12 protein-coding genes are annotated in these 24,035 nt (G+C 67.4%); 4 read left to right on the top strand and 8 right to left on the bottom strand.

Translation table 11 applies throughout. The annotated features are described in order from the left end of the window. Positions 1-6 precede the first annotated feature (6 nt). Together EIZ62_RS07170 and EIZ62_RS07165 are read left to right on the top strand one after the other, a co-directional pair. Positions 7-405 carry an OB-fold nucleic acid binding domain-containing protein gene (locus EIZ62_RS07170; protein ID WP_156691879.1) on the top strand — a complete coding sequence of 133 codons (399 nt, stop codon included), beginning with the start codon at positions 7-9 and terminating at the stop codon, positions 403-405. A 3-nt stretch (positions 406-408) separates the two neighbouring features. Further along, positions 409-1,191, top strand: coding sequence for a DUF3159 domain-containing protein (locus EIZ62_RS07165; protein WP_156691878.1), 783 nt, complete (start codon positions 409-411; stop codon positions 1,189-1,191). 199 nt (positions 1,192-1,390) lie between these two features. Here the strand turns inward: EIZ62_RS07165 and EIZ62_RS07160 are convergent, their stop codons facing one another. Together EIZ62_RS07160 and EIZ62_RS07155 are read right to left on the bottom strand one after the other, a co-directional pair. Then, a complete protein-coding gene (locus EIZ62_RS07160; RefSeq protein ID WP_156691877.1) occupies positions 1,391-2,068 on the bottom strand; it encodes a potassium channel family protein in 678 nt (225 codons plus the stop codon). Then, complete coding sequence (locus EIZ62_RS07155) at positions 2,068-2,736, bottom strand: potassium channel family protein (protein ID WP_156691876.1); 669 nt, start codon at positions 2,734-2,736, stop codon at positions 2,068-2,070. The genes EIZ62_RS07160 and EIZ62_RS07155 overlap by 1 nt, the downstream gene beginning before the upstream one ends. 393 nt (positions 2,737-3,129) lie before the next feature. Between EIZ62_RS07155 and EIZ62_RS07150 the strand changes: the two genes are divergently transcribed. Together EIZ62_RS07150 and EIZ62_RS07145 are read left to right on the top strand one after the other, a co-directional pair. Next, positions 3,130-5,178, top strand: a complete 2,049-nt coding sequence (locus tag EIZ62_RS07150; protein ID WP_156691875.1) for an APC family permease — start codon at positions 3,130-3,132, stop codon at positions 5,176-5,178. A 70-nt stretch (positions 5,179-5,248) separates the two neighbouring features. Next, on the top strand, positions 5,249-6,580 hold the full coding sequence (locus EIZ62_RS07145; protein WP_156691874.1) for a class I SAM-dependent RNA methyltransferase: 1,332 nt from the start codon (positions 5,249-5,251) through the stop codon (positions 6,578-6,580). Positions 6,581-6,852: 272 nt separating this feature from the next. Here the strand turns inward: EIZ62_RS07145 and EIZ62_RS32360 are convergent, their stop codons facing one another. The 6 genes from EIZ62_RS32360 to mads2 form a co-directional block, all read right to left on the bottom strand. Further along, positions 6,853-7,941 (bottom strand): hypothetical protein, encoded by a 1,089-nt coding sequence (locus tag EIZ62_RS32360; RefSeq protein WP_244375531.1) that lies wholly within the window; start codon positions 7,939-7,941, stop codon positions 6,853-6,855. 755 nt (positions 7,942-8,696) lie between these two features. Further along, entirely contained in the window at positions 8,697-14,303 is a 5,607-nt protein-coding gene (gene mads8 / locus EIZ62_RS32355; protein WP_156691873.1) for a methylation-associated defense system ATP-binding protein MAD8, read from the bottom strand. Then, on the bottom strand, positions 14,303-15,967 hold the full coding sequence (mads7, locus tag EIZ62_RS07130) for a methylation-associated defense system protein MAD7 (RefSeq protein ID WP_156691872.1): 1,665 nt from the start codon (positions 15,965-15,967) through the stop codon (positions 14,303-14,305). Before mads7 ends, mads8 begins: the two co-directional genes overlap by 1 nt. Beyond that, positions 15,958-20,280, bottom strand: coding sequence for a methylation-associated defense system protein kinase MAD6 (mads6, locus tag EIZ62_RS07125; RefSeq protein WP_156691871.1), 4,323 nt, complete (start codon positions 20,278-20,280; stop codon positions 15,958-15,960). Before mads6 ends, mads7 begins: the two co-directional genes overlap by 10 nt. Then, positions 20,280-21,710 carry a methylation-associated defense system restriction endonuclease subunit S MAD5 gene (mads5, locus tag EIZ62_RS07120; RefSeq protein WP_156691870.1) on the bottom strand — a complete coding sequence of 477 codons (1,431 nt, stop codon included), beginning with the start codon at positions 21,708-21,710 and terminating at the stop codon, positions 20,280-20,282. Before mads5 ends, mads6 begins: the two co-directional genes overlap by 1 nt. Then, on the bottom strand, positions 21,707-23,935 hold the full coding sequence (gene mads2 / locus EIZ62_RS07115; protein WP_244375529.1) for a methylation-associated defense system DNA methyltransferase MAD2: 2,229 nt from the start codon (positions 23,933-23,935) through the stop codon (positions 21,707-21,709). The genes mads5 and mads2 overlap by 4 nt, the downstream gene beginning before the upstream one ends. Between the last annotated feature and the right edge of the window lie 100 nt (positions 23,936-24,035).

Below are 24,035 nucleotides of genomic sequence, written 5' to 3'. Positions count from 1 at the left end.
TTCTGTATGAGTGCAGCACCGCGAACCGAGAAGCAGTCCGGCCGCTTCCGCCGGATGCTCGACCGGTTGTCCAGCTCCCAGGGGGAACTCGAGTCGGAGGAGCTCCGGGAGGACACGCAGGCTTCGGGGTGCATCCGTATCTCGGACTGCGACGACCGGCAGATAGTCAAGGTGACTGGTACCTTGCGCACGGTCACCCTGCGCCCCCGGGCCGGCGTGCCGGCGCTCGAGGCGGAGCTCTTCGACGGCACGGCCCCGCTGGACGTGGTGTGGCTGGGCCGGCGCTCCATCGTGGGCATAGAGCCGGGCCGCAAGCTCATCGCCTCCGGCCGGATCTCCATGAGCCACGGCCGCAGGGTCCTCTTCAACCCCAAATACGAACTCCGACCGCTCGGACAGGAGTAGCCGGTGCCGTCATCCGACAAGCCGACCACCACCGATCAGGACGCCACCCAGGGCGGCGCGCACGATTCCAGGGCCGTGACGGAAGCGGCCCTGTTCGACGCCTTCGGCGGCGTACGCGGAATGGTGGAGACAGTCCTCCCCGGCCTGCTCTTCGTCACGATCTACACGATCAACAAGGACCTGCACCTGTCGGCCATCGCCGCGCTGGGCCTGTCCCTGCTGCTGGTCGTGGTGCGGCTGATCCGCCGCGACACCATGAAGCACGCCTTCAGCGGTGTCTTCGGCGTCGCCTTCGGCGTGGTCTTCGCGATGATGACCGGCAACGCCAAGGACTTCTACCTGCCCGGCATGCTCTACACGCTGGGGCTCGCGGTCGCCTACATCGGCACCACGCTGGCGGGCGTCCCGCTGATCGGCCTGATGCTCGGCCCGGTCTTCAAGGAGAACCTCTCCTGGCGCACCCGCAACCCCGGCCGCAAGAAGGCGTACGCCAAGGCCAGCTGGGCGTGGGGCCTGATCCTGCTCGCCAAGTGCGCCATCCTCTTCCCGCTGTACTGGTGGGCGGACACCACCCAGCTCGGCTGGGTCCTGGTCACCCTGAAGATCCCGCCGTTCCTGCTCGCGGTGTACCTGACGTGGCTGTTCCTCGCGAAGGCGCCGCCGCCGATCGACGTGTTCGCGGAGATGGAGGCGGAGGAGCGCGCCGAGAAGGAGCGCAAGGCCGCCGCGGCCACCGAACCGGCGCCCCCGGCCCAGCAGCCCCACCCCTACCGCGGCGAAGCCTGACGCGGGGGCGGTACCCGGGGCGGCCGGTACGAGCGGACGCCGCCCGGGCCCGAGCGTAGAGAGGCACCGGCCTCGCCGACCCACGCGCCCTGACGTACGACGAGGGGCTCGGGCCATGTGTGGTCCCGAGCCCCTCGTCGTACGACCGACCGGTACGACCGACCGGTACGACCGACCGGAACGACCGGTACGAGCCGGGTCAGCCGGAGGCGTCCTCGCGGCGGACCGAGAGCAGGTCCTCCAGTTGCTCCTCGCGGGCCTGGGCGGCGACGAACAGCAGCTCGTCCCCGGCCTCCAGGGTCTCCTCGGGGCTCGGCGTCAGAACGCGCGAGCCACGGATGATCGTCACCAGCGAGGTGTCCTGCGGCCAGGCCACGTCACCCACCGACGTACCCGTCACCGCCGACTCCGGCGGGAGCGTCAGCTCCACGAGGTTGGCGTCGCCGTGGCTGAAGCGCAGCAGCCGCACCAGGTCGCCGACGCTCACGGCCTCCTCCACCAGCGCCGACATCAGGCGCGGTGTGGAGACGGCGACGTCGACGCCCCACGACTCGTTGAACAGCCACTCGTTCTTCGGGTTGTTCACCCGGGCCACCACCCGGGGCACCCCGTACTCGGTCTTCGCCAGCAGCGAGACGACCAGGTTCACCTTGTCGTCGCCGGTCGCCGCGATGACGACGTTGCAGCGCTGCAGCGCGGCCTCGTCCAGCGAGGTGATCTCGCACGCGTCGGCCAGCAGCCACTCCGCCTGCGGCACCCGCTCCACGGAGATCGCGGTCGGCGCCTTGTCGATGAGCAGGACCTCGTGCCCGTTCTCCAGCAGCTCGCCCGCGATGGAACGGCCCACCGCGCCGGCGCCCGCAATAGCGACCCGCATCAGTGACCGCCCTCCTCAGGACCTTCGGCGAACGCCGCCTCGACCTTCTCGATCTCGTTCGTCCGCATCATCACGTGCACCAGGTCGCCCTCCTGCAGCACCGTCTGCGACGTCGGCAGGACCGCCTCGCCCAGCCGGGTCAGGAACGCGACGCGTACGCCCGTCTCCTCCTGGAGCCGGCTGACCTTGTGCCCGATCCAGGACGGCGACGTGTGCACCTCGGCGAGCTGGACACCACCGCTCGGGTCCCGCCACAGCGGCTCCGCGCCCGACGGCAGCAGCCGCCGCAGCATCTGGTCGGCGGTCCAGCGCACGGTGGCGACCGTGGGGATGCCCAGGCGCTGGTAGACCTCGGCGCGCCGGGGGTCGTAGATCCGGGCGGCGACGTTCTCGATGCCGAACATCTCGCGGGCGACCCGCGCCGCGATGATGTTGGAGTTGTCACCGCTGCTCACCGCGGCGAACGCCCCGGCCTCCTCGATCCCCGCCTCACGCAGGGTGTCCTGGTCGAAGCCGACCCCGGTGACGCGCCGCCCGCCGAAGCCGGAGCCCAGGCGCCGGAAAGCCGTCGGGTCCTGGTCGACGACCGCGACCGTGTGGCCCTGCTGTTCCAGGGTCTGCGCGAGTGCGGCGCCCACTCGCCCGCAGCCCATGATGACGATGTGCACGTCCGCTTACCCCGCACTCCTGGTCGCGCTGCCGACCTGCGAAAACACCCTGCTCACTCTTCTCTCTCAGCCTGCGTGCGGTGTTACCCGATGACGAGCTTATGCCGCCGTCGCGCAGTTGCCCTCATCCGCGGCGGGTGGACCCGGCCGCGGCACCTTTCGGCCACGCGTACGCGTGTACCCGTACGGACGGGCCGCATCGGATCATGCCCCGAACCCTCCGTAGGACGCGGTCGCGGCCCCACCGGTTGCCGCGGAAACCGGCTGGCGGTGGCACGTATCACAGCCTGACGCGCCGGTCGCGCGGCCCAGGCGTTAAGGGAGCGCAAGTTTCCGCGGGAAGCGGGGGTGGTGGGTGGGCGGGGCTCTTTTCCAGCGCTTACGATCCTCTGCGTGTCCAAACTGACCGACGTGCCCAAACGGATCCTGATCGGCCGGGCGCTGCGCAGCGACAGGCTGGGAGAGACCCTTCTCCCCAAACGCATCGCACTCCCCGTCTTCGCCTCCGACCCGCTTTCCTCGGTGGCGTACGCGCCGGGAGAAGTCCTGCTGGTCCTCTCCATCGCGGGTGTGTCGGCCTACCACTTCAGCCCGTGGATCGCCGTCGCCGTCGTCGTCCTGATGTTCACGGTCGTCGCCTCGTACCGGCAGAACGTCCACGCCTATCCCAGTGGCGGCGGGGACTACGAGGTGGCGAACACCAACCTCGGCCCCAAGGCCGGTCTCACCGTGGCCAGCGCGCTGCTCGTCGACTACGTACTCACCGTGGCCGTCTCCATCTCCTCCGGAGTGGAGAACCTCGGCTCGGCGATTCCGTTCGTCGTCGAACACAAAGTCCTCTGCGCCATCGCGATAATCCTTCTCCTCACCGTGATGAACCTCCGGGGAGTGAAGGAATCGGGGAAGCTCTTCGCGATTCCCACGTATGTCTTCGTCGCGGGCGTGTTCATCATGATCGCCTGGGGTGCGTACAAGGGAATCGTCCTCGACGACACCATGAAGGCCCCCACCGCCGACTTCGAGATCCGCCCCGAACACGAGGGCCTCGCCGGTTTCGCGCTCGTCTTCCTTCTTCTGCGCGCCTTCTCCTCCGGCTGCGCCGCGCTCACCGGCGTCGAGGCGATCAGCAATGGCGTCCCCGCGTTCCGCAAGCCCAAGAGCCGGAACGCCGCGACCACCCTCGCCCTCATGGGCGGCCTCGCCGTCACCATGTTCTGCGGCATCATCGGCCTGGCCATGGCCACCGACGTCAAGATGGCCGAGCAGCCGGCACACGACCTCCTCCGGGACGGCGTCCCGGTGGGCGACGGCTACGTACAGAACCCGGTGATCTCACAGGTCGCGGCCGCCGTCTTCGGCGAGCACACCTTCTTCTTCGTCCTGCTCGCCGCGGCCACCGCGCTCGTCCTCTTCCTCGCCGCGAACACCGCGTACAACGGCTTCCCGCTCCTCGGCTCGATCCTCGCCCAGGACCGCTACCTGCCGCGCCAGCTGCACACCCGCGGCGACCGGCTCGCCTTCTCCAACGGCATCGTGCTCCTCGCCGGCGCCGCGATGCTGCTGGTCTGGCTGTACGGGGCGGACTCCACCAAGCTGATCCAGCTGTACATCGTGGGCGTCTTCGTCTCCTTCACCCTCAGCCAGACCGGCATGGTGCGGCACTGGAACCGCCACCTGAGGACCGAGCGCGACCCGGCGCGCCGCCGCCGCATGATCCGCTCCCGCGCCATCAACACCTTCGGCGCCTTCTTCACCGGCCTGGTGCTGGTCGTCGTGCTCGCCACGAAGTTCACCCACGGCGCCTGGGTCGCCCTGCTCGGCATGGTCATCTTCTACGGGACGATGACCGCGATCCGTAAGCACTACGACCGGGTGGCCGAGGAGATCTCCGCCCCCGACGAGCCCAGCGACGACACCGTACGGCCGTCCCGCGTCCACTCCGTCGTGCTCGTCTCCAAACTGCACCGGCCGACGCTGCGTGCCCTCGCCTACGCCCAGCTGATGCGCTCCGACAAGCTGGAGGCGCTCAGCGTCAACGTCGACGCCGACGAGACCAAGGCGCTCCAGACCGAGTGGGAGCGGCGCGGCATCAACGTCCCGCTGAAGGTCCTCGCCTCCCCGTACCGCGAGGTCACGCGGCCGGTCATCGAGTACGTCAAGAACATCCGCCGTGAGAGCCCGCGCGACGCGGTCAGCGTGATCATCCCCGAGTACGTGGTCGGCCACTGGTACGAGCACCTGCTGCACAACCAGAGCGCCCTGCGCCTCAAGGGCCGGCTGCTGTTCACCCCGGGCGTGATGGTCACGTCGGTGCCGTACCAGCTCCAGTCCTCGGAAGCGGCCAAGAAGCGCGCGAAGAAGCGCCAGGACTGGAACGCCCCCGGCTCGGTGCGCCGCGGCCCGGCGGTGGAACGGCCCAAGGAGCCGACGAACAAGAGCTGACCCGGCAGGCACGTAGACTGGAGGGCTGCCGCCGCCTGGCAGCCCCCTCAGCCCTTGGAGTCACCCCCACATGCAGAACGCACCCGAGCCCGAGTCCACCCTCATCGGGGTCGAGTACGAGGTCGAGATCGGCCCCGTCGCGCATGGCGGCCACTGCATCGCCCGTACCGACGAGGGCCGTGTCCTGTTCGTCCGGCACGCGCTGCCCGGCGAGAAGGCCGTCGTACGCGTCACCGAGGGCGCCGAGGACTCCCGCTTCCTGCGTGCCGACGCGGTACGCGTCCTGGAGGCGTCCAAGGACCGGGTCGAGGCGCCCTGTCCGTACGCCGGTCCCGGCAAGTGCGGCGGCTGCGACTGGCAGCACGCCAAGCCCGGCGCGCAGCGCCGCCTGAAGGGCGAGGTCGTCGCCGAGCAGCTGAAGCGGCTCGCCGGCCTCACGCCCGAGGAGGCCGGCTGGGACGGCACGGTCATGCCGGCCGAGGGTGACAAGGTCCCGGCGGGCGAGGTGCCGGCGTGGCGCACGCGGGTGCAGTACGCGGTGGACGCCTCCGGCCGCGCGGGGCTGCGCAAGCACCGTTCGCACGAGGTCCAGCCGATCGACCGCTGCCTGATCGCGGCGGAGGGCGTGAGCGAGCTGGGCATCGAGCGGCGCTCGTGGGAGGGCATGGCGTCGGTCGACGCGATCGCCGCCACCGGCTCGCAGGACCGCCAGGTCGTCCTCACCCCGCGCCCCGGCGCCCGCCTCCCGATCGTCGAACTCGACAAGCCGGTGTCGGTGCTGCGGGTCGCCGAGGACGGGGGAGTGCACCGCGTGCACGGCCGCCCCTTCGTGCGCGAGCGCGCCGACGACCGCACGTACCGCGTCGGCAACGGCGGCTTCTGGCAGGTCCACCCGAAGGCGGCCGACACCCTGGTCCGCGCGGTGATGCAGGGCTTGCTGCCCCGCAAGGGCGACACGGCCCTGGACCTCTACTGCGGCGCCGGCCTCTTCGCGGGCGCCCTCGCCGACCGGGTGGGCGACAAGGGCGCGGTGCTCGGCATCGAGTCGGGCAAGCGGGCGGTCGAGGACGCCCGCCACAACCTCCAGCACTTCGACCGCGTCCGCATCGAGCAGGGCAAGGTCGAGCAGGCCCTGCCCCGCACGGGCATCACCGACGTGGACCTCATCGTCCTCGACCCGCCCCGCGCGGGCGCCGGCAAGCAGACCGTCCGCCACCTCGCCGCGCTCAGCGCCCGCCGCATCGCCTACGTCGCCTGCGACCCGGCCGCGCTGGCCCGGGACGTCGCCTACTTCGCGGAGGCGGGCTACCGCGTGCGCACGCTGCGGGCGTTCGACCTGTTCCCGATGACGCACCACGTGGAGTGTGTCGCCATCCTTGAACCGGCCGCGAAGGGCTCCTGACCTGCGGTTTTGTGCGTGCGCATTATGTGCGTTGTGGGCGTTACGGGCGATATCTTGACGCTGAAATGACGCTCGTGACGCTCATTTGACGCTCGTTCTGATGGGGTGTCACCTAGCTGATCGTGCAGGTAATGCCGGGTGGAAGGCGTGCTCCCGAGGGCTGGCTTTGCGGGAACTTGAAGAAATCTCGGCCGGCTCCGGCGCCGCTGATTGCGGCGGCAGGCGCGCTGTCGCCGTACTTTGGTGGGCCGGACGTCTGACGCAGCAGGTGCTCAGTAGGTGGGGCCGTAGGGGCTCCAGTGCCCGAGGAATGGTCTGAGGTCGTCGGCTCGCGGTTCGGGGACGTCGGGCAACCGGGGCGGTGTGCTCAGCGGGTCGAGGCGCTCGATGGTGGCCGTTGCCCAGCTGATCCATGCTTCGGCGTCGGTTCTCGCCTGCCCCGGCGGCATGGCCTCGGCTCGCGTGCGTACGGCGCTCACGTACTCGGTCAGTCGGGTGGTGCGGCGCCATGTCTCTTCCTGCGCTTCGAAGTGTCTGACGCGGTACGCCTCGGCGTACTGGATGCGGGCTTCTTCCATGGCGGCTTCCCAGCGGATGCGTTTCTGGCGTGCCGCTTCGATCTCGTCCTGGCGCCTGCGTTCAGTGGCCTCGCCGCGGAGCGTGACCTCTTGGGCGATCTCGGCGAGCTGCTCCTCGAGGGAGCGGCCGGGGGTGTCGGCCCACTCGCTCGCCCGGTGCGGCTGGCCGCCGCTGAGGACGAAGCGGAGGCGTTCGGACGGGGTGTAGTCGAAGCGGGGAATCCTGATCCAGGAGTTGTTCTTGGCCTCGGCGAGTTCCTTCTCAGTGGCGACGTGCTCGGTCCGGTCCTGTTCCTGGAGGACAAGGAACCCCACGGTCTGCCCCTGCGCGGTGATGGTGAAGTGGGGAGATGCCCTGCGGCGGCGATGAGACGGGGGAGCGAAGCCGGTCTGTCCCGCCGAACTGGAATGTCCTGCGGCCTCGGCAGCGATGATCAGCGCCTGGACGAGCCGGAGGGCACGTCCTTGGACGGGCTTCGTGAGGCCCAGCGGCTGGGTTTGGCTCTGCATGGCCCGGACCACGGTGTGCGGCCGCGTGAGCCGCGCTGGCACAGGGACGGGTTCGAGGACGGCGAGGCGCCAGGCGGGGGTGTCGACGAGCTTGATCTCGTACCCGCCATCGCACCAGCCCCCGTACAGCTCCTTCGTCTCCGGGACCCTTCCGGACCTGCGTGCCGCGGCGACGCGGGACGGCCACTTCTCCAAGTCCGGACCGCTGCCGCTCTTGACGATCCTGCCGCCGGCCTCCGCGAGCTCTTGCAGCAGCTGCTCCGCGAACGTCACGCGAGGCTGTGAAGGAGGACTCGGCTTCCGCCCGGCGGCCGGAGCCTCCTGCGCTCGGGTGTGCGGCGGCTGCGGAGCGGCGGCCTGGGCCTTCCGCGGGCGTGACCCGCGGGGAGGGTAAGTACCGTGCGCTAGGTAGTGCTGGCCGGCGCTCGTCAGGGCGACGCTCCACCGCCCGCCCTTCCGGGAGACCGTGACCAGGCCCCGGTTCTGCAGTGCCTGACACGTGGTCTTGTAGGAGCTGCCCTCCCAGACGCCAGCAGGGCACCCGGCCCCCACCCATTGCAGCACTGAGAGTTGTCGCTCATTGACCTGCCGCTCCAAATGATCCACCTGCGACTCGAGGAAAACGTATGACGGACGAATTCAGCTCTGACAGTCAATGTTTGGTGCCTGTGACAGATGCGCCCGCAGGGGCATGTGGCGCCTTGTTCTTCCTGCGTCAGCACCCTCCTGGGCAAGTTGCTGGTTTCCAGGATGCACCCGGATATGGGTAGCCAGCCGCTCAGGAACCCCTCATAGCTAGGAGGGCATCACCCTCCGGAGTGTGGTGCGTGCCTGCATCAGTGGGGTGCTGTTCCAGCCTGTCAGCACGGAAATGCCGTGACCGCGGCACCAGGTGGGCACCAGTTATATCAACACTGAGACCAAGTGGTTGAGCGCTGCCGGCGCTGAGGCGACGTAGCTCGTCGACGAGCTACGTCGCCCGCGAGATCCAGGTCGCCGCCGATGCGGTGAGAGTGCTCCGACACACATCACCTGCCACCTCCAGCAGTCTTGGTCCCACCTCCGTGCATCGTCACCCGGGGGCGGCACCGGATGCGCAAGGCACCGCTGGTGAATGCGGGGTCGGTGGCCTTGCTCGACCACACGTAAGCCTCGCCAGGTTGGAGCTGAGCCATCTGCTCTGAGCGCAGCCCAGCGAAGGCAGTGTTGGCCTTCTGGAGGTGCTTCAGCCAGGCAGGCGAGGTGAATTTGTGAAGAATGACATGGTCGGAGAGTTCGATCAGGGAGATCGGCACGGAAGGAGGATCCTGGCTGGCGACCAGGATGCTCATTCCCTTGTGCCGCATCTCGCGGACCGTCTCGACTAGACCGGCGACGAGGTCGGGGCTGTCGATGTATTTGTGGGCCTCGTCGAATACGACCAACTTGTTGAAGTGCTCCTCTTCATCTTGGGCCTCGGCGAAGAGTTGCATGAGGACGACGAAGAGGCCGAGGGCCTCGTCCTTCTCGATGTACTCGTCGCGAAGGTCCACGATGATCAGGCGGCCTGGGCGAATCAGCTTGGTGAGGTGGGCGCTGTCGTCGATGTAATCCTCGGCGAGGTTCAGTCGCTCCTGGGCAAGCTGCTTGACGTGGTCCGGCATACCGGAGTTGGCAACTCCTTGCCGAATAACGTCGAGACTCAGGTTGTTGCGGTTCGCCCGCATGATGCGGGTGAGCTGCCGGATGTACGTCGACTGGTTACCGACCGCTCCCATGAGGAAGCGCCAGTGGGATACCTGGAGCTCGCTAGAGGAGAAGGCCAGTGGCTGAACCTCGATACCAGGGAACTCCTGCCGCCGGTCGGCCACTTGATCGGCGGGGGCGAGCAGCAGGACGTCCGTCAGGGCCTGGGGTTCGGCCCCGTAGCGCTCCTTGAGCACATCGAGCTGTGCGCTGTCGTCGTTTGGCCGAGCCATGGAGGTGAATTCGGGGGCGTAATCCATGGTCCGGCTGTAATGGAACACCACGGTCGCCAGGGGGTGGGGGAGCGCATTGATAGGCGGGGTGGGCAATGTGGCCATCTCGATGATGCTGCCCAGGGTGTAGCTCTTGCCGCCTCCCTGCACGCCGAAGAGGCTGATGGTGTGGGTCTCATAAAGGTCGACAGCGACTTTCCGGCCAGTCACTTCGCCGAGCACGCCGTGCTGCGAGGACGGACGAGTGACACCGAGGAAGATTTCGGGGAGTGCTTCTTGCAAAGTTTTGGCCGGAGTAACGGGGGTGGGCTGGGCGTCGATGGTCGGAGCATTGTGGAAGCCGCGCTGGTCAAGGACGGCGTCCAGGGGGGCCTGGTCACGGAGGGCGGGTAGGGGAGCAGCTGCTTCGATACCAGGTGTGGACTCTTCCGAATCCGGGTTGCTGGCGTGCCCCCGCGGTTCAGCGGAGGTGGGTGCGGAAGCACCATCTGCCTTGGGTGCCGCGCCAACCTCGTCGGCGACGGGCACTGCGTCCCCTTCGCTTGCCGGGCCATCCTCCGACTCCGGAACGCTTGCCGTGTCGGGTGCCTTGAATTCCGCGTCAGGGAGGCGCGGAACCGACAGCTGCAGCAGCGCCAATGTGGGAGCGGTGGCCTCACTGTCCGCCTCCGGAGCGTCCCCGTTCGGCTCCTCGACCAGCGCGTCCGCAGGGACATCCGGCCGCACGGTGGGAATCGCGTTGATCAGTTCCGTGATCAGGTCGTTGCCGATCCGGTGGTACCCCACCCCGTCCTCGTGTTCGCGATCGGTGCCGCTTCGTGCGAGATCGAAGATCAGCCCGCTGCGGGTGAACTCGAGGTGATAGCCGTCATCGAGGCTGTCGAGGAGGGAGTGTGCCGCAGCCCGGGGCATGTGGCCCACGGTGCCGTGGCGTACTGCCCGCTCCAGATAGAAGCGGAGCATGGAGCCTAGGGCGAGGTTCTTGACCGGGCGGTCAACCCGGTCTGGAGTAGAGCGAGCCGGGTCGAAGGATTCGGAGAGGATGGTCTCGCTCTGTCGTAGTTGCTGGGCGACCTTCGTCTTCAGGCGCTGGTAGGCGCCAATGTCGTCGAGCGCCGTATAGCACTTGACCTCGACGAGTCGGCAGGTGATCGTCCGCCGTTGTGCATCGAGGTGGAACAGGGCGAGGTCGCTGCGCTGGAAGGAGAGGGATTCGCCAAGTTCGCGGGACTGGCGGCGGGCTTCGGTGTACAGCTCAGGATGGGCGTCGAGCGGGACGACGACCTGGTTGTGGAGCGCGCCCTGGTAGTCCAGGTAGAGGCGTGCCAGGGAGAGGCCGAGGACCTCGGTGCGCTGGTTAGAGGCGGTTGAGGCCAGTTTGAAGGCGAGGTTTCCGGAGAGCAGCCGTAGTTGCTCGAAGAAGCTATTGAGATGCCGCTGCTCTACGTCGATGCCGTGCTGTTCGGCGGTGGGGCCGAGAAGGTTGCGGAGTTCGTCGACCGAGTTCGAACTGACCATGATCTGGTGACCGAGGCTGCTGTCGAGCGGCGGTGCATAGTCGATGACGTATTCAGGCCGGTCGTGTCGGCCGGCATGATCGAAGTACTCCAGACCGAGGGTGCGGTCGATGGTCACGACCCAGTCGCCGATCCTGTGGGCTTGGTAAAGGAGGGCTCGGTCTTCGTTGTCGAGGGAGAGAACGGTGCAGGGCACGTTGCGCGGTGCCTGCCCTGCGGTGGCGACGTTGGCGGCGGCGCCGGCGAGCAGGCCGGGCAGGCGGCTGAGCAGGGTGGCGAGGTCCTCGGCGTCCTGCGTTGGCAGAGCGGTCCCGTGACGTGGCATAGTCCGCCAGACGATCTGCTGGTCGGTGTCCTCGTAGGTGGCGGACGTCGCCTGGACGAGTCCGTGGACCGGAGCGTGCGCGATGTCGTGACGCCCGACGGAACTGTGCTGTTCGCCGCCGAAGGCGTCGATGAGGACGGTCAGATGGGCGTCGAACTCGCCGGACAGTTCGCTGAACTCCTTAACGGAGCGCACGGAGTAGACGAGTTTCGCGTTCCGGGTGCCGCCCGTCGTGTGCAGGAAGGCCTCCGCTTCGGCAGAGGAGATCTGGGTCTGGGCGCTGAGCAGCTCGCCCAGGGCGGCCGCGGTCTCCGGGGCTTCCGGGTCGGTGACGCACAGCCGGATGTCGTACGTGAGATCGCGGGTGGTGGGACGTCGCTGGAGTTCGAGAAGTGCGTCGGCGACGATCTCGGCTCGGCCGGCATTGACGACGTTCATGACGAGGGTGCGGACGTACGGGTGGAGGCGGATGTACCGTTCCATGCGGTCGGCCAGTGCCGTCCCAGACAGCGCACCGGCTCCGCTGGCGACGCGGGAAGCTGCGGTCGGCAGGTGTAGTGCGGCGGCGAGCTGGCCCAGCAGGCCTCGGGGGTCGGCGGTCTCACTGGGGAGGTAGGTCCCCCAATACGGGGTGAGGTTGTCCACAGCGGCCATGAGGCGTCCGTCCTGGCGGGGGACGGCGAAGGGGAACCCCAGCGGCGAAAGCGCCTCGAGCAGGGAGTCGCGTGCGGCGATAACGTGCCGCTTGTCCGAGCCGTCGAGCCGCTCGCTCCACTCCAGGCCCATGGCTGACCAGCTGGCCAGCCAGAGCGCGCGCAGCGGGTGGGTGGGGGAGACGAGCAGGACGGTGTCGCGACGGCCGAGACCGTCGGTGAGTGTGGCGGCCACGCAGTCGATCTGCTGGATCCGGGCCAGCGCCACGAGCGCGGCCCCCCGCGCATCGTCGCCGGGCCGCTCTGTTTGAAGCGACTGGGCTTCCACCAGTTCGGCGTACGCCTCGGCGTAGCTCACGAGTTCATCGCGTACGCGCTCGAAGTCGACAGCCTCGCTGACCAGGAGTTCGGCCTGCCCCTCCGCGTCGTCACGCCGACCGCTCACGGTGGCGAAGTAGGCGCTGCGAGCGAGGAGGAAGGCGTCGTACGTCTCGGCCGCACGTCCGCTGAGCGCCTCAGCCAGGTCGCCGTCGTCGCTTCCGGACATCTCGGTCGTGCCGTTGGGGCGGAGTATGAGGCGGCGCAGCGAAGTGTCCTCGGGGCGCGCGAGCAGATCCTGCTGGACCTGTACGAGCAGTGGGGAGAGCCGGATCTCAGCGCTTCCCGCTGGGCGGATTCTGGCGTTCAGGGCACGCTGCGGGCTGCGAGGTGACGACGGCTTCCACCTGATGTCGGTCAGCGTGACACGGGACGGGTCTTCCCCGCCGACGAGAGCGTCGAATTGCAGGGACCGGAGTGCCTGCGCGACTCCATCGTAGCGGCCGGCGCTGCGCTCGGGTGGCTCCTCGGTCTCGGCGTCGGGGATGACGTAGAAGCGCTCGCTCTCACCACCGGGCAAGCCATGGGCGCCGGGGGCGACGTCGAGCGGGTCGCCCGAGCCGTCAAGCGGGGTGACGCGGATGTAGTGCCACCCCTCCTCCCAGTCGATCTTGTTCAGTTTGCGCAGTGGTGCCTTGTACTCGGGCTTGGCCCGCGTTCCCCTTGCGACGTGGGCAATCCGCCCGATCGGGCCGCCACCCTCCGAGACGATTTCCACTCGAAAGCGTTCGAGCCCGTCCACCTTGAGTGGCGAGGGCTGGACCGTGAAACGGGCCGTCAGCTCGCGAACGCCCTTCTCGCCGGCGAGGAGGTACGGCTGGCCCACCATTGCCTGGAGCGCCGGATAGGTGCGCTGTTCCTCGACGTTGTCGCCAGCGGCAGGCAGGTCGAGCTCGCGGACGTCGACGGAAACGGTGGCCCGTCGCCGCTCGTCGATGCGCCAGTTCCCGAAGGAGAGCCCCCAGTTCTCCCGGTCAACGACGATGCGGCGCGTCCAAGCCACCGGGTCCTCAAGGCCGCAACGGGTGGCGAACCCGGCGAGCTTGATGGCGAAGTCCGCGTCGTTAAGACCGAGATCGAGAACCCGCTGGCGTTCCGAGCGATTCGACGAGGTCAGCTTGTCGACCAGCCCCCGGTTACGCTCCGCCCGGTCCTTGACCAGAGTGGGGTCGGCGTAGAGCTCGAAGTCGGGGATGAGTCCGAAGTGGTAGACCGCTGCGCCGGCGACCTGCTCACGGAAGCCGTTGATCTGTAGCGTCAGCAGGTAGGTCGCGATCGCACGATCGCTCAGCCGGCGGTCGGTGTTGCGGCGGAGAGCGGCGAGCAGCTCGTCTACTCCCAGACGCAGGCGGTTCGGTACCTGCTGCAGTAGGTGGTCGGCAAGCTGGCCGTATGCGTCGCCGAGCGGAACTTCCTCGAAGGTCGCGATACCGAAGGAGTCCTCGGCACTTACCCGGGTGCCTGGCGGAACGAAGACGAGGAGCGGCCCGGGCAGCACGCCTTCGCCTTCGGTGCGGTTACGGAGCTCGACCAGTTTGGTGCTGGTGACGGCCACATCGTGGAACGGGCGGTCAGGGTTCAGGTCCTCCGCGGTTCCGAGGAGGCATACGGTGGCAGCCGGACCGAGCGCCCCGCGCAGTCGGCGCACCAAAGGCGCCGCAAGATGGGCCTCGACCTCGGTGACGCGCATGCAGTGGCCGGCGCTTCGCTCCCCCACCAGTGTGGCGAGCCGCGGCACGAGGACGCCTTCCAGAGCGTCGCGGAGGTCCTTGGCCGTGATCTCCGTCAGTCCGGTGGCGCTCATCAGGCCCCTGCTCCCGTCGTTGCTTCGGTCCCGATGGTGTACCGGGGGGTGATGGTCTGCGTCAGATAGGCATCGGACATGTCCTGGTAGTAGCCGATCTCACGGAGCCGGTCCAAGAACGCCTTCGCGTTCGAGCGCAGCGCCGCCTGGTCGTCCAGGTGCGCGCCGAAGAAGCCATCGGTGTCCGGCAGCTGGTCGATATAGAGCCCGTACCGGTCGCGCAACAGGCCAAGGAACTCGTCCACTCGCATCGGCGCGGTCCTGAGGTTCCCCGTCTCGTCGTCGCCCTCCCGGAGCAGCGACACCTGGAGGAGCACTTCGAGGAGGCGGGCGTCGAGAACGAACCGGCGCGCAGTTCCGCTGCCGCCGGAGCGTCCGCTGCGGGGCTGCGCGAGCAAAGCGCCGGGCCGGTGCTTGAGGAGCATCGAATCGAGGCAGTCGATGAAGTAGCTGCGGTAGTAGCGCCCTCGGTAGTGCATCAGCATCTCGATGTACTCGTCGAACGGGGAGAGCTCGAGCTGGGTTATCTTCTTCAGCTCGGCGGGCAGATCCTCCTCCTCGTCCCGTACGCGGTTGACCCGCTGTAGGAAGAAGGCATCGCGGTCCTTGGCGTACGACTTGCCGAGCCGTTGCAAGGATTCTTCCGGGGTGAAGTAGTTCCGGCCGGCCGGATAGCTGAGCTTGGTGGTCTTGAGCGCCAGGTGCTCGGAGAACTCGTCGAGCTTCTTCACCTGGTAGGTGGCCTGGATAAAGCGCGAGATCTGCCGGTACCAGATTTCCGCGCTGTGCTCTGCGAGCGCTGCGGCCGGGGTGCCGGGAACCCCTTGGACATCGAGGAAGAGCCGAACCCGGTACGGGCAGCGGTCCGCGGTCTCTTCGCCCTGGTGTCCTGCGCGGCAGGCGGCGGATCCCGCGCCGGCCTCGACCACCGTCGGCAGCAGCTTCAACATTCGCAGGTGGTACAGGGACAGGTGGAAGGCGAAGAGGATCTTCAGGTAGTCCACGAGGACGGTGCGGGGCATGTGGCCCTGGTGGTACAGCAGCCGCATGACGTCCTGGCACAGCTGCTGTGCCGGTTCGGCGCACAGCGGAGGATAGGGCTTGCGTGGCTTGCTGGTGTCGGGGCGGTCCTGCATCTGCTTGCCGGCTTGCTGGACGAGGTGCAGCAGCGCCTGTGTCTCCACGTCGGTGCCCGGGCCTGGAGTGATCTCGCCGGTGGAACGGTCCACGTCTGAGAAGAAGAACTCACGGAGCCCCTTCAGCGCCCCCTCGTTCTCCGCGAGCATCTCGTACAGCTGCTCGTCGGCTCCGTACGGGCGGGACTTGCGGCTGTTGCGGAAGCGGTAGGTGAAGCCGTGCAGCGGCCGTGGGCTGGCCACGGCCTCGGTCGCCTTTCCTCGGTTCACCAGGTCCAGGAGGTGGGTGGACGTCCAGCGCGTGGTGGTCTCCCGGTCAAAACTTTCGAAGACCTCTGGGTGCTCCAGGAACAGCTTGACGAACACGTTCACGTCGAGAGTGTTCGCCCGGCTGATCTTGCTGGGCATTCCGCCGTGCCACAGGCGGGCCAGCAGCGCGGTGAGGACGCGGTCCATGTCCAGCGCCTTATAGTCGATCCGGCTGATGCCCGGGTGATGGAACGTGCCCAGGGATGCGGTCAGCGCCATGTCGTCTCCTCCACCCCTGCGGCGCGCGGACTGGCCACGTCACCGTGGACGGCCGATGCCGTCAGCTCTTCCATGTGCAATACGGAGTCCTTGGTGCGGTGGATCCGCCGTAGGTCATGGCCGTGCGTGGTGAGAATGACTTCCTGGTACGGGACGGCCGCGAGCCGGTTCTTGAAGACGGCGAGAGCGAGCTGCTGCCCCTGCAGATCGGCGACAGAGGGCCGGTAACCGCGTTCGAAGCGCCGCAGTAGCTCGAACAGGTCGAGTCTGATGTCCAGTTCGGCCGTGCCGCCCTGGTTGCTGGCCGGATCCTGGTAGCTGAGACGCAGCGAGGTGCGTCCGGACTCGATGTACGGGGAGGCTGGTGCGGCTCCGGGCTCCAGGCGGAAGCCCTCGGCAGGGAACCGGCGAAAGCTGCGGATGGTGCCGCCGGGTACGTCCCGAACTTTCAGCGCGAGGGCGTCCCCGATGCGTTCCGGGGCGACGAGCCCTTCACCACGGTTAAGCGCCCGCAGGATGGCGTCCCGTTCCTCTGTGCCCGCGTCCGTGGCGTGGGACAGCAGCTCCATGAACTGCAGCACCGAGGGATAGGGGAGCATTCGCTCGGCCCGCTCCTCGTCGTGGAGCTCGAAATAGAGCAGCCGGCGGACCGTGTCCACGTACCGGCGGTGGGCGGCGGCCTGATAAGCGCGTTCGTTGGCCGATCGGCCCAGCAGCGCGAACTCCTGGCGGAGCAGGACGCGGTCGCGGTCTCCACGCCCGTCAACGGTGACCAACGCCCGGTCCTCAAGGAGCCCGACGTAATCGAGCCGTCGGTCCAGCTGCGGCAGGGGCACTGCGGCCACGTCGGCCTCGCGCAGCAGAGAGAGCAACCGATCCCGTTCCCGTGGCGATCCGTCGGGGGTAGGCGGGGATCCGAGATGGGCGGAGAAGTAGAAGCTGTCCAGGACCTGCTGGGTCTCTCCGGCCGCGTACAGCTGGTGGATCTCGGCGCAGTCGCGGCCAGAGGTGAGGGTGTATGCAAGGGCGGAGCGCAGGTCGCGCAGGGTGATGTGGAGCTTCCCGCGCAGCTGGGTCAGCTCGTAGACGCGCCGTAGGCGCCGCTTGGCTTGGGGGCCGGCGGCGGGATGCTGGAAGGTCTGGGCGTTATGCCGGGCATAGCAGACGGCGGCGATGTCGCAGCTCTCGCAGTCCTCCCAGAAGCGGTCGTTCGTCATGCGGTCGAGCATCCGCTCCAGGAGCGACTCCCCGTCCTGGGGCTCCCCGTCAGCATCGAGTGGACGAGCAGTGACATCACGCGCGTTGAGGTTGACGATGGCGACCGACTGCCCGATGGCTTTTCCTGCGAGACCGAGGTTCGTCAGCTTGGCCAGGTGCGGGAAGCGACTGTGGTGGTGGCTGAGGAAGTCGATTAGCCGTCCCTCGTTGATGGCGATCAGCCGGGTCTCGCCCTGGACCTGCCAGGACGACTCGTCGGTTCCGGCGAACGGCGCGAAGAACTCTTCCAGGACGTCGTCGCCGCTGGTCTCGCCCTCGTCCTGGCTCCCGTCGTGATTGGTACGGAAGCGGTGCCCGGCCAGCGTGAAATCGGTGCCGTTGGGGCGAGCAGACTCGAACTCGGCTCCCAGGTCACGGGCGTGCCTCTCGAAGCTCTCCAGGAAGGCGGTCTTGCCGTCGCCCGCATTGCCAGTAACCACGACCAGCGCGTGCCGTCCCTCACGAAGGGCGGGGACGAGTTCTCGGTCCAGCGCTGTCTCGACGTACACGGACATGGTGTGCGGGTCGAGGCCACGGGTGCCCCGGTTACTGCGCCGACTCTGGCTGTAGAGCGTCTGGAGGTGCGCGGCGAACGAGTTGCTGTTCGGCTCGGGCGGGCCGCCCTGGACGTCACCTCCTGCGGCCGGCGGCTCGGGTCGCTGCTGACCGAGCGTCGGTTGCGGTGCCGGCGCGGGGGCGACGCGCACGGACTCCAACGTCTCCAGCGCGTTGAGGAGTTCCTCAGCGGTGTTGAACCGCTCACCTCGATAGGGAGAGATCGCGCGCAGCAGGATTTCGGCGAAACCGGGCGACAGGTCACCGAACCCGCTGAACTCGGTGCGCGGGTCCAGAGGACGTACGCCCGGTGACGGCTGACCGACGCCCTCCCAGGGGTACTGCCCGCCGGTCAGCGCCTCGTACAGGGTGACGCCGAGACCGAACAGGTCACGGTCGGTGTACCCCGGGCCGTCGGCGGGGACCTGGTCCAGGTCGGGCGGGGTGTATCGCGGGCTGGTGTAGGTGTGCCCTTCGGAAGAGTCCGCAGTCTTCGCGATCCCGAAATCGATCAGCTTGACGCCGTCATCGGTCCACAGCAGATTGCTCGGCTTGATGTCGCAGTGCCACACCCCTCGTTCATGGATGTGACGCAACCCGCGGGCCGTGTCGATCGCGAGCCGCAGGACGTCTGCCGCGCCCATCCGCCCGCCCCGGATTACCTCGGCGACGTCCTTGCCATCAACGAACTCGAAGACCAGGTACGGATATTCGTCCGGCGGCATGAGCCGGTCTGCGTCGACCATCGCCACCACATTGGGGTGCCGCGCATCCTGCAGTCGCTGCAGCACGTCTGCCTCGCGGCGCAGCCGCTCCAGGACGGAGTCCCGGTCCCGCAGGACCAGCTTCACTGCCCGGTCGACACTTCTTATCGTGTCGTACACCCGGTAGGCCACACCGAACGAACCCGGACGGCCGAGCCGGTTGCGCACCAGGTACTTCGTGCCGAGCTGGAAATCGGCCGGAAGCTCGCGATAGAACTCCGGGCCTCGCGGAATATCCGATGTCTGTTGCGCAGTGGCAGCGGCCGGAGCCCCAGGGCTGGAGGACGCGCCGATGCGTTTGGCCGGTGCGTTCCGCGCGCCCATGACGAGGTCGAGTCGCCGCAGTGCCTCGACGGCTGTGGGCCGGTCCGCCGGATCCGTCGCGCACAGCTTCTGCAGCCAGTGGGCCAGTTCCACGCGTACCTGAGCTGCTTCGAGCGCGCTGGCCGGCAGCCGTCCGGCAGCGCCAGCCTGCTCGGTAGCAGACGAGAAGGGCAGCTCGCCGGTGAGGAGCTGGTAGCCGATGACGCCGACGGCGTAGATGTCGGCTGCCATGCCCATCGTGGATGGGTCGGTGTGGCACTCGGGCGCCAGATACGCGCGGTCGGCGATCTGGTGAGCTTCCAGGCCTACGGTGTGAGCGCGCCGCTGCGCAGTCTTCGCGTACTCGAAGCCGGTGAGCATCGCCCGGCCGTCTTGGGTGATCAGGACCGTTGACGGGTTCAGCTCGCGGTGCGCGATGTGCCGGTGGTGCGTGTGCGCGAGACCCATCAGGATGTGCCGGATCGTGCGCAACTTTGCGTCGGCAGTCAACGGGTCGGCAGCTCCGGTCAGATGTAGCGCCAGCGCGTGTCCTGGCACGTCGTCGTAGACAGTGACGAAGACGCCCTCGTCGTCATCGGGGAAGAAGTCCCGGACCCCGACGATGTTCGGGTGTGAGGGCAGCTTGCCGAGCGCCTCGTATGCGATGCCGATCCGCTTCTGCTGCAGCAGCCGCTCGGCCTCGGGAGCGTATGGGTCGGCCTTTCGGACCGACAGTCGGACCGTGCCAGAGCCCTGCGGAGCGATGGCGTTCTTGGCACGGTACTCGCGGTGGATGCCGTCGCCGCTCTCCTCGGGCGCAGTCTCTCCGAGCCGCTCGATCACCTCCCAGCTGCCGAACTGCAGCGGACCGGACGGCGGACGGGACGCCCCCTGGACCGTACGCACGATCAACTCGTGGTGGGCGGAGATGTTCGTGTCGAATCGGTTGGTGGCGATGGGGACACGGCTCGCGTCCGCGAGCTGTCCGATCAGGTCTGGCAGCTTGACGGTGTCGCGAGCGTCCAGCTGGCGGGGGGTCCGGTCGACGAGCAGGGCGTCGGGAAAAGGCAGCACCACGAGCGCGTCTGTGTAGAGCCGGGACAGTGGCCGGTGGGCCGTCTCCAGGATCGTCTTCAGCTGCTTGGCGTGATTGCGCAGCTTCGGTAGCGGGGAGCGGAACGGTGCCCGCCGGGACGGATGCCACTTCCGGCCGTCGACCTCGATACGGCCCCGAGTGCCCTTGACGTCGATGACGTATACGGCGTGCCCGGTGACCACGACGAGGTCGACCTCGAACAGCTCGTTCCGGTGGTGCGGAATCTCGACGGAGTGCAGGACCGTCCAGTCGTCGGGGGCATGATCACGCAGGTGCGCGATCACCCTCCGCTCGGCATCGTTGACGGCCTCCCCAACTGCAACGATCCTGGCACCCATCAGCCGGCGGCCTCCTCGATGGCGGTGGTGAGCAGCGCGAGGGCCTTGTCTTCGAGGACGTCGGCGCGGTCGCGGTTTTGGTAGGCGTTGCGGACGATTCCTTCAATTCGCTCACGGTCGTCGGGAGAAGAAATGGGAATCGGCATCTCAGTGACGAGTTCACTGTGGATGCTCTGCTGTCCTCCCCCCGTCAACATGCTCCGAATCAACCTCATTGCCACGGTCGACCGGAAAAAGCTCAAGAGGTATGCGCCCGATACGTCGCCAGTTCCCGAGGTGACGCGCAAGAAGTCCTGGCTGTACGCATGGTGCAGCCATCGCCCGGTCACCAAAGTGGCTTTTCCGAAGAGTCCACTTTCGCTAGGCATGCCGTGTCCCCCGATCATGACCGTCTCGTCGGGGACAAAGGCGCCTGCCGGTGTGTGCTTAAGGCTGATCACTCGGCCATCTTCTGGGCGAATCCACCAGCCTTGCCGCTGTCCGACCAGGAGTCGCCCGCCGTGATCGAGGTCACTGTCTACGCGCTTGAAGATTGGGCCGTATCGCAATTGACCGGCGGAGCAGATATCTCCGAGTGATCGGTGTGGAACAGAAGCCAACTTGGCCTTCAAGCGTTGAGCCCTTTCCCCGTAATTCATTGCTCGCAGCGACAAGGGGGAAAGATGGTTGACTTCGAATCCTAGATCTCGGTCTTCCTGGTGCCATTGATATTCATCGAGTTCTGGCAATCCCGCACTCTTGAAGAAATCTTGCGAGGCGCTGACCAAATCCGCCTGAAAACTGGCACGCAGCCGTGCGCACTCCTCCACCAGGTCATGGATCTGATCCTCGATCTTCGCCTCGAACCGCGGCACCGGGATCCCCGCGATGTGGTGCGGCTCGATGTGCTTCACCGCTGACCCATACACCGACCCGCGTACGAGCGACTCGCCGAATCGACTGAGGAGGAAGGCGTACAGGTAGCCAGGCTTGATCCTCTCTGAATCGGGCTCGACCTTGAGTGTGTCCTGCGACGACCAGCAGTCACCCATGTTGGGCCGGACGTATGCTCTCCGGCCGGCATTAAAACCAGAGCACGAAATGAGGGTCATGCCAGGCTTGAGTCGGAGGTACGACAAGGTTGCAGACTCGGCATCCGACTTCCGCAGGCGGGGCAGCCCGGTGAGATCGGCCGCCATCATGTCCTTCGTGCCCAGGAACGGCACGCTGTGCTCAGGGTCCGTGAGATAGACCCGACGGAACATGGGCCCGTTGAAGATCCCCCCGTTGTGCCCACGTGTCAGGCTCGCCAGCGGCTCCGTCTTCGGCAACTGCTCCAACAGCTTCTTCGTGTTCAACGAGCCCGACACGTAGGGCGAGGCATCCAGCCTCAGCCCCTGCTCCGCGAGCCAGTTGGACATCACCGGGTTGGAGAGGCTCGTGATCTTCACGCGCCCGCCCCCGCGGCCTTGCGCACGTCCACACCCGGCACCGGGTGCTTTGCCCGAAACTCCCAGTACTTCTCCGCGATCACTGGCAGGTCGTTGTCGATGACCGGCTTGCTGCGTTTCAGTGGCCGGGTCACTTCCTTGCCCCGGATCCGGAGCCGTTCCATCACGACCTCCGTTTCCACGATGATGTCCCCGTTGGGCTCACGCTTGTACAGCTCGTTGCCCCGTCGATCGAAGCCGACCTTCTCAGCGACCGCCATGAAGACGGGGTACGGCTTCTCCGTCCCCATCCAGTAGTTGCGCACCTCCTGTTCGGTCTTCCGCTTCAGGAAGAGGAGCGTGGTGAGGATGTTGACATTGGCGTCGACGACGAACGTCTCCACCGGCAGCTCGACGCTCGCGAGCACCCAGCAGTGCTCCAGGATGTACCGACGGATTGCCTCGTCGGTCGGCCCCGGGTTCGACAGGATGCCGTTGGGCAGGACGATGCCGATCCGGCCCCCGGGCTTGACCCATTCGATGGCCCGCTGGATGAAGAGTTGCTCCGGCGCCATGCTCGTCGGCGTGCTGGTACTGCTCGCTTCGACCTCACCGGTTTCCTTGTTCCGTCCCCACGACTTGGCGATGCCGTCACGGAACGAACCGAGGACCGACTCGTCGCTGACTGGGATGTCCGCACCGAACGGTGGATTGGTCAGCAGCACGTCGACGGTCTCGCCGAGTGGGATCACCTTCTTCGCGGGCTCCACGCCCGCCAGGTGTCCGCGTGGGAAGGCGAGGGAGTCCATGTGGAAGACATTGCCTGTTGTCTGCGCCAGCGTCATGATCGCCATGGTCGTCGCGCGCACCAGGAACGGGTCGAAGTCGGCACCAACCAAGTACTTCTCGGCGTACGCCTTGAGTCGGTCGCCGTAGCGCTCGCGCTCCTCGTCCGTGTCGGGGAAGCCGAAGGTGCCGGCTTCCTTCTTCCAACTGTCGCGCAGGTGCTTGAGCGTCGCCTGGAGGAAACCGCCAGTGCCACAGGTCGGGTCGAGGACGGTCTCGTCCTCCTGAGGATCAAGGATTTCCACCATCAGGTTGACCGCGCCGCGAGGGGTGAAGTACTGGCCCCGATCGCCACGCAGATTGGTGCCGACGAGCTCCTGGTACGCGATGCCCTTGGCGTCGACGTCGGTGCCGGTCAGGTCGTACGGCGCGAGCTCACTGACGATGAAGGCGAGCGCCCGGTCGGACAGAGTGATCTCGTCGCTGGGCTTGAAGACGCCCTTGTACTCGGTCTTGACGTCTTCGAAGAGCTCCTTGACGCGGGTGCTGATGGCGGCCCGCCCGTCCTTGTCGAACATCTCCTTCAGGCCGGTCCGGAACCGGCCTCGCCCGGTGCCGCGGCTGACCCGCTCGTCGTACATCTTGGAGAACAGCAGGTAGAGGAACTGCCAGAAGGCGGCGTCCTTCGGCATGCCCTCGTTGCCGTGGATGTAGTTGTGGCAGCGCCGGAAGGCGATCTTGAGCATTTCCGGGTCGGCCTGGCGCAGCCGCTGGTGCGAGGCGACGGTCCGGCTGCCGATGGTGCCATCGGCGACTTCCCAGTCGCTGCGGTCCTCGAAGGTCACGCCGAAGTCGCCGACCACCTTCTTGAGGAAGAAGAAGTCGACGCCGTCCGTCCACATCCCGTCCACGCACTTGGGCCGGTCCTCGTTACCCATCAGCTCCTGGAGCTCGGCGAGGTCTTTCTCCGCCTGCTCCGGCTCCCGGATCTTGACGACGTTCTTTCCGCGCTTGGGTTCCGGCTTGCAGACGACGACCCGGCGCAGGTTCGCCGTGGTGTGCGGCTTCTCGGATTCGAAGATCGCGATGTCGGCCTTCTTGGACCGCTTCCGCGGCGCACCCTCTTCGCTCACCGTGACGGAGAAGTCACGCGCCATGTCGTGCGGGTCGATGCCGTGCTCGTGGACGAGCGCCCGCGCGATGCGCTGCCGGACCTTCTCCTTCGGCGTCTCCTTGATCGCCTTACCAGTGATGTAGTCGACGATCTGGCCCTCTTCCAGAGCCGTGACCTGGGGCTGGGTTTCGTCCGCCGCAGGCTCCGCACCGTCCTCGGGCTGCTGCGGGATGTCCAGGTCCAAGGTCAGTTCCTCCATCAGCGTGCTGCTCTTCTTCCTCGTGCTCAGTGGTGCGGGCGGCGTCTCTGTCAGGCAGGTCCGCGCGTGCGCGATCGCAACCGCCACCTGCGATCCTACGGCCGCCGGAGCACCCTCGACGGCGGTTCCCGTCAGGTGATGCGGCCGTGTACCGAGGGCGCTGCGCGAGCGTATAGCGGGGCACTGA

This window comes from Streptomyces ficellus, from assembly GCF_009739905.1.
Taxonomy (GTDB): Bacteria; Actinomycetota; Actinomycetes; order Streptomycetales; family Streptomycetaceae; genus Streptomyces; species Streptomyces ficellus_A.
The sequence above is the reverse complement of the archived record's forward strand: the minus strand, read 5'-3'. Positions and strand labels throughout refer to the sequence as shown.

Excerpts from the sequence above, each read along its gene's own strand:
- EIZ62_RS07170 (WP_156691879.1), top strand. The coding sequence starts at position 7 with ATGAGTGCAGCACCGCGAACCGAGAAGCAGTCCGGCCGCTTCCGCCGG.
- EIZ62_RS07160 (WP_156691877.1), bottom strand. The coding sequence starts at position 2,068 with ATGCGGGTCGCTATTGCGGGCGCCGGCGCGGTGGGCCGTTCCATCGCG.
- EIZ62_RS07145 (WP_156691874.1), top strand. The coding sequence starts at position 5,249 with ATGCAGAACGCACCCGAGCCCGAGTCCACCCTCATCGGGGTCGAGTAC.
- mads8 (WP_156691873.1), bottom strand. The coding sequence starts at position 14,303 with ATGAGCGCCACCGGACTGACGGAGATCACGGCCAAGGACCTCCGCGAC.
- mads7 (WP_156691872.1), bottom strand. The coding sequence starts at position 15,967 with ATGGCGCTGACCGCATCCCTGGGCACGTTCCATCACCCGGGCATCAGC.
- mads6 (WP_156691871.1), bottom strand. The coding sequence starts at position 20,280 with ATGGGTGCCAGGATCGTTGCAGTTGGGGAGGCCGTCAACGATGCCGAG.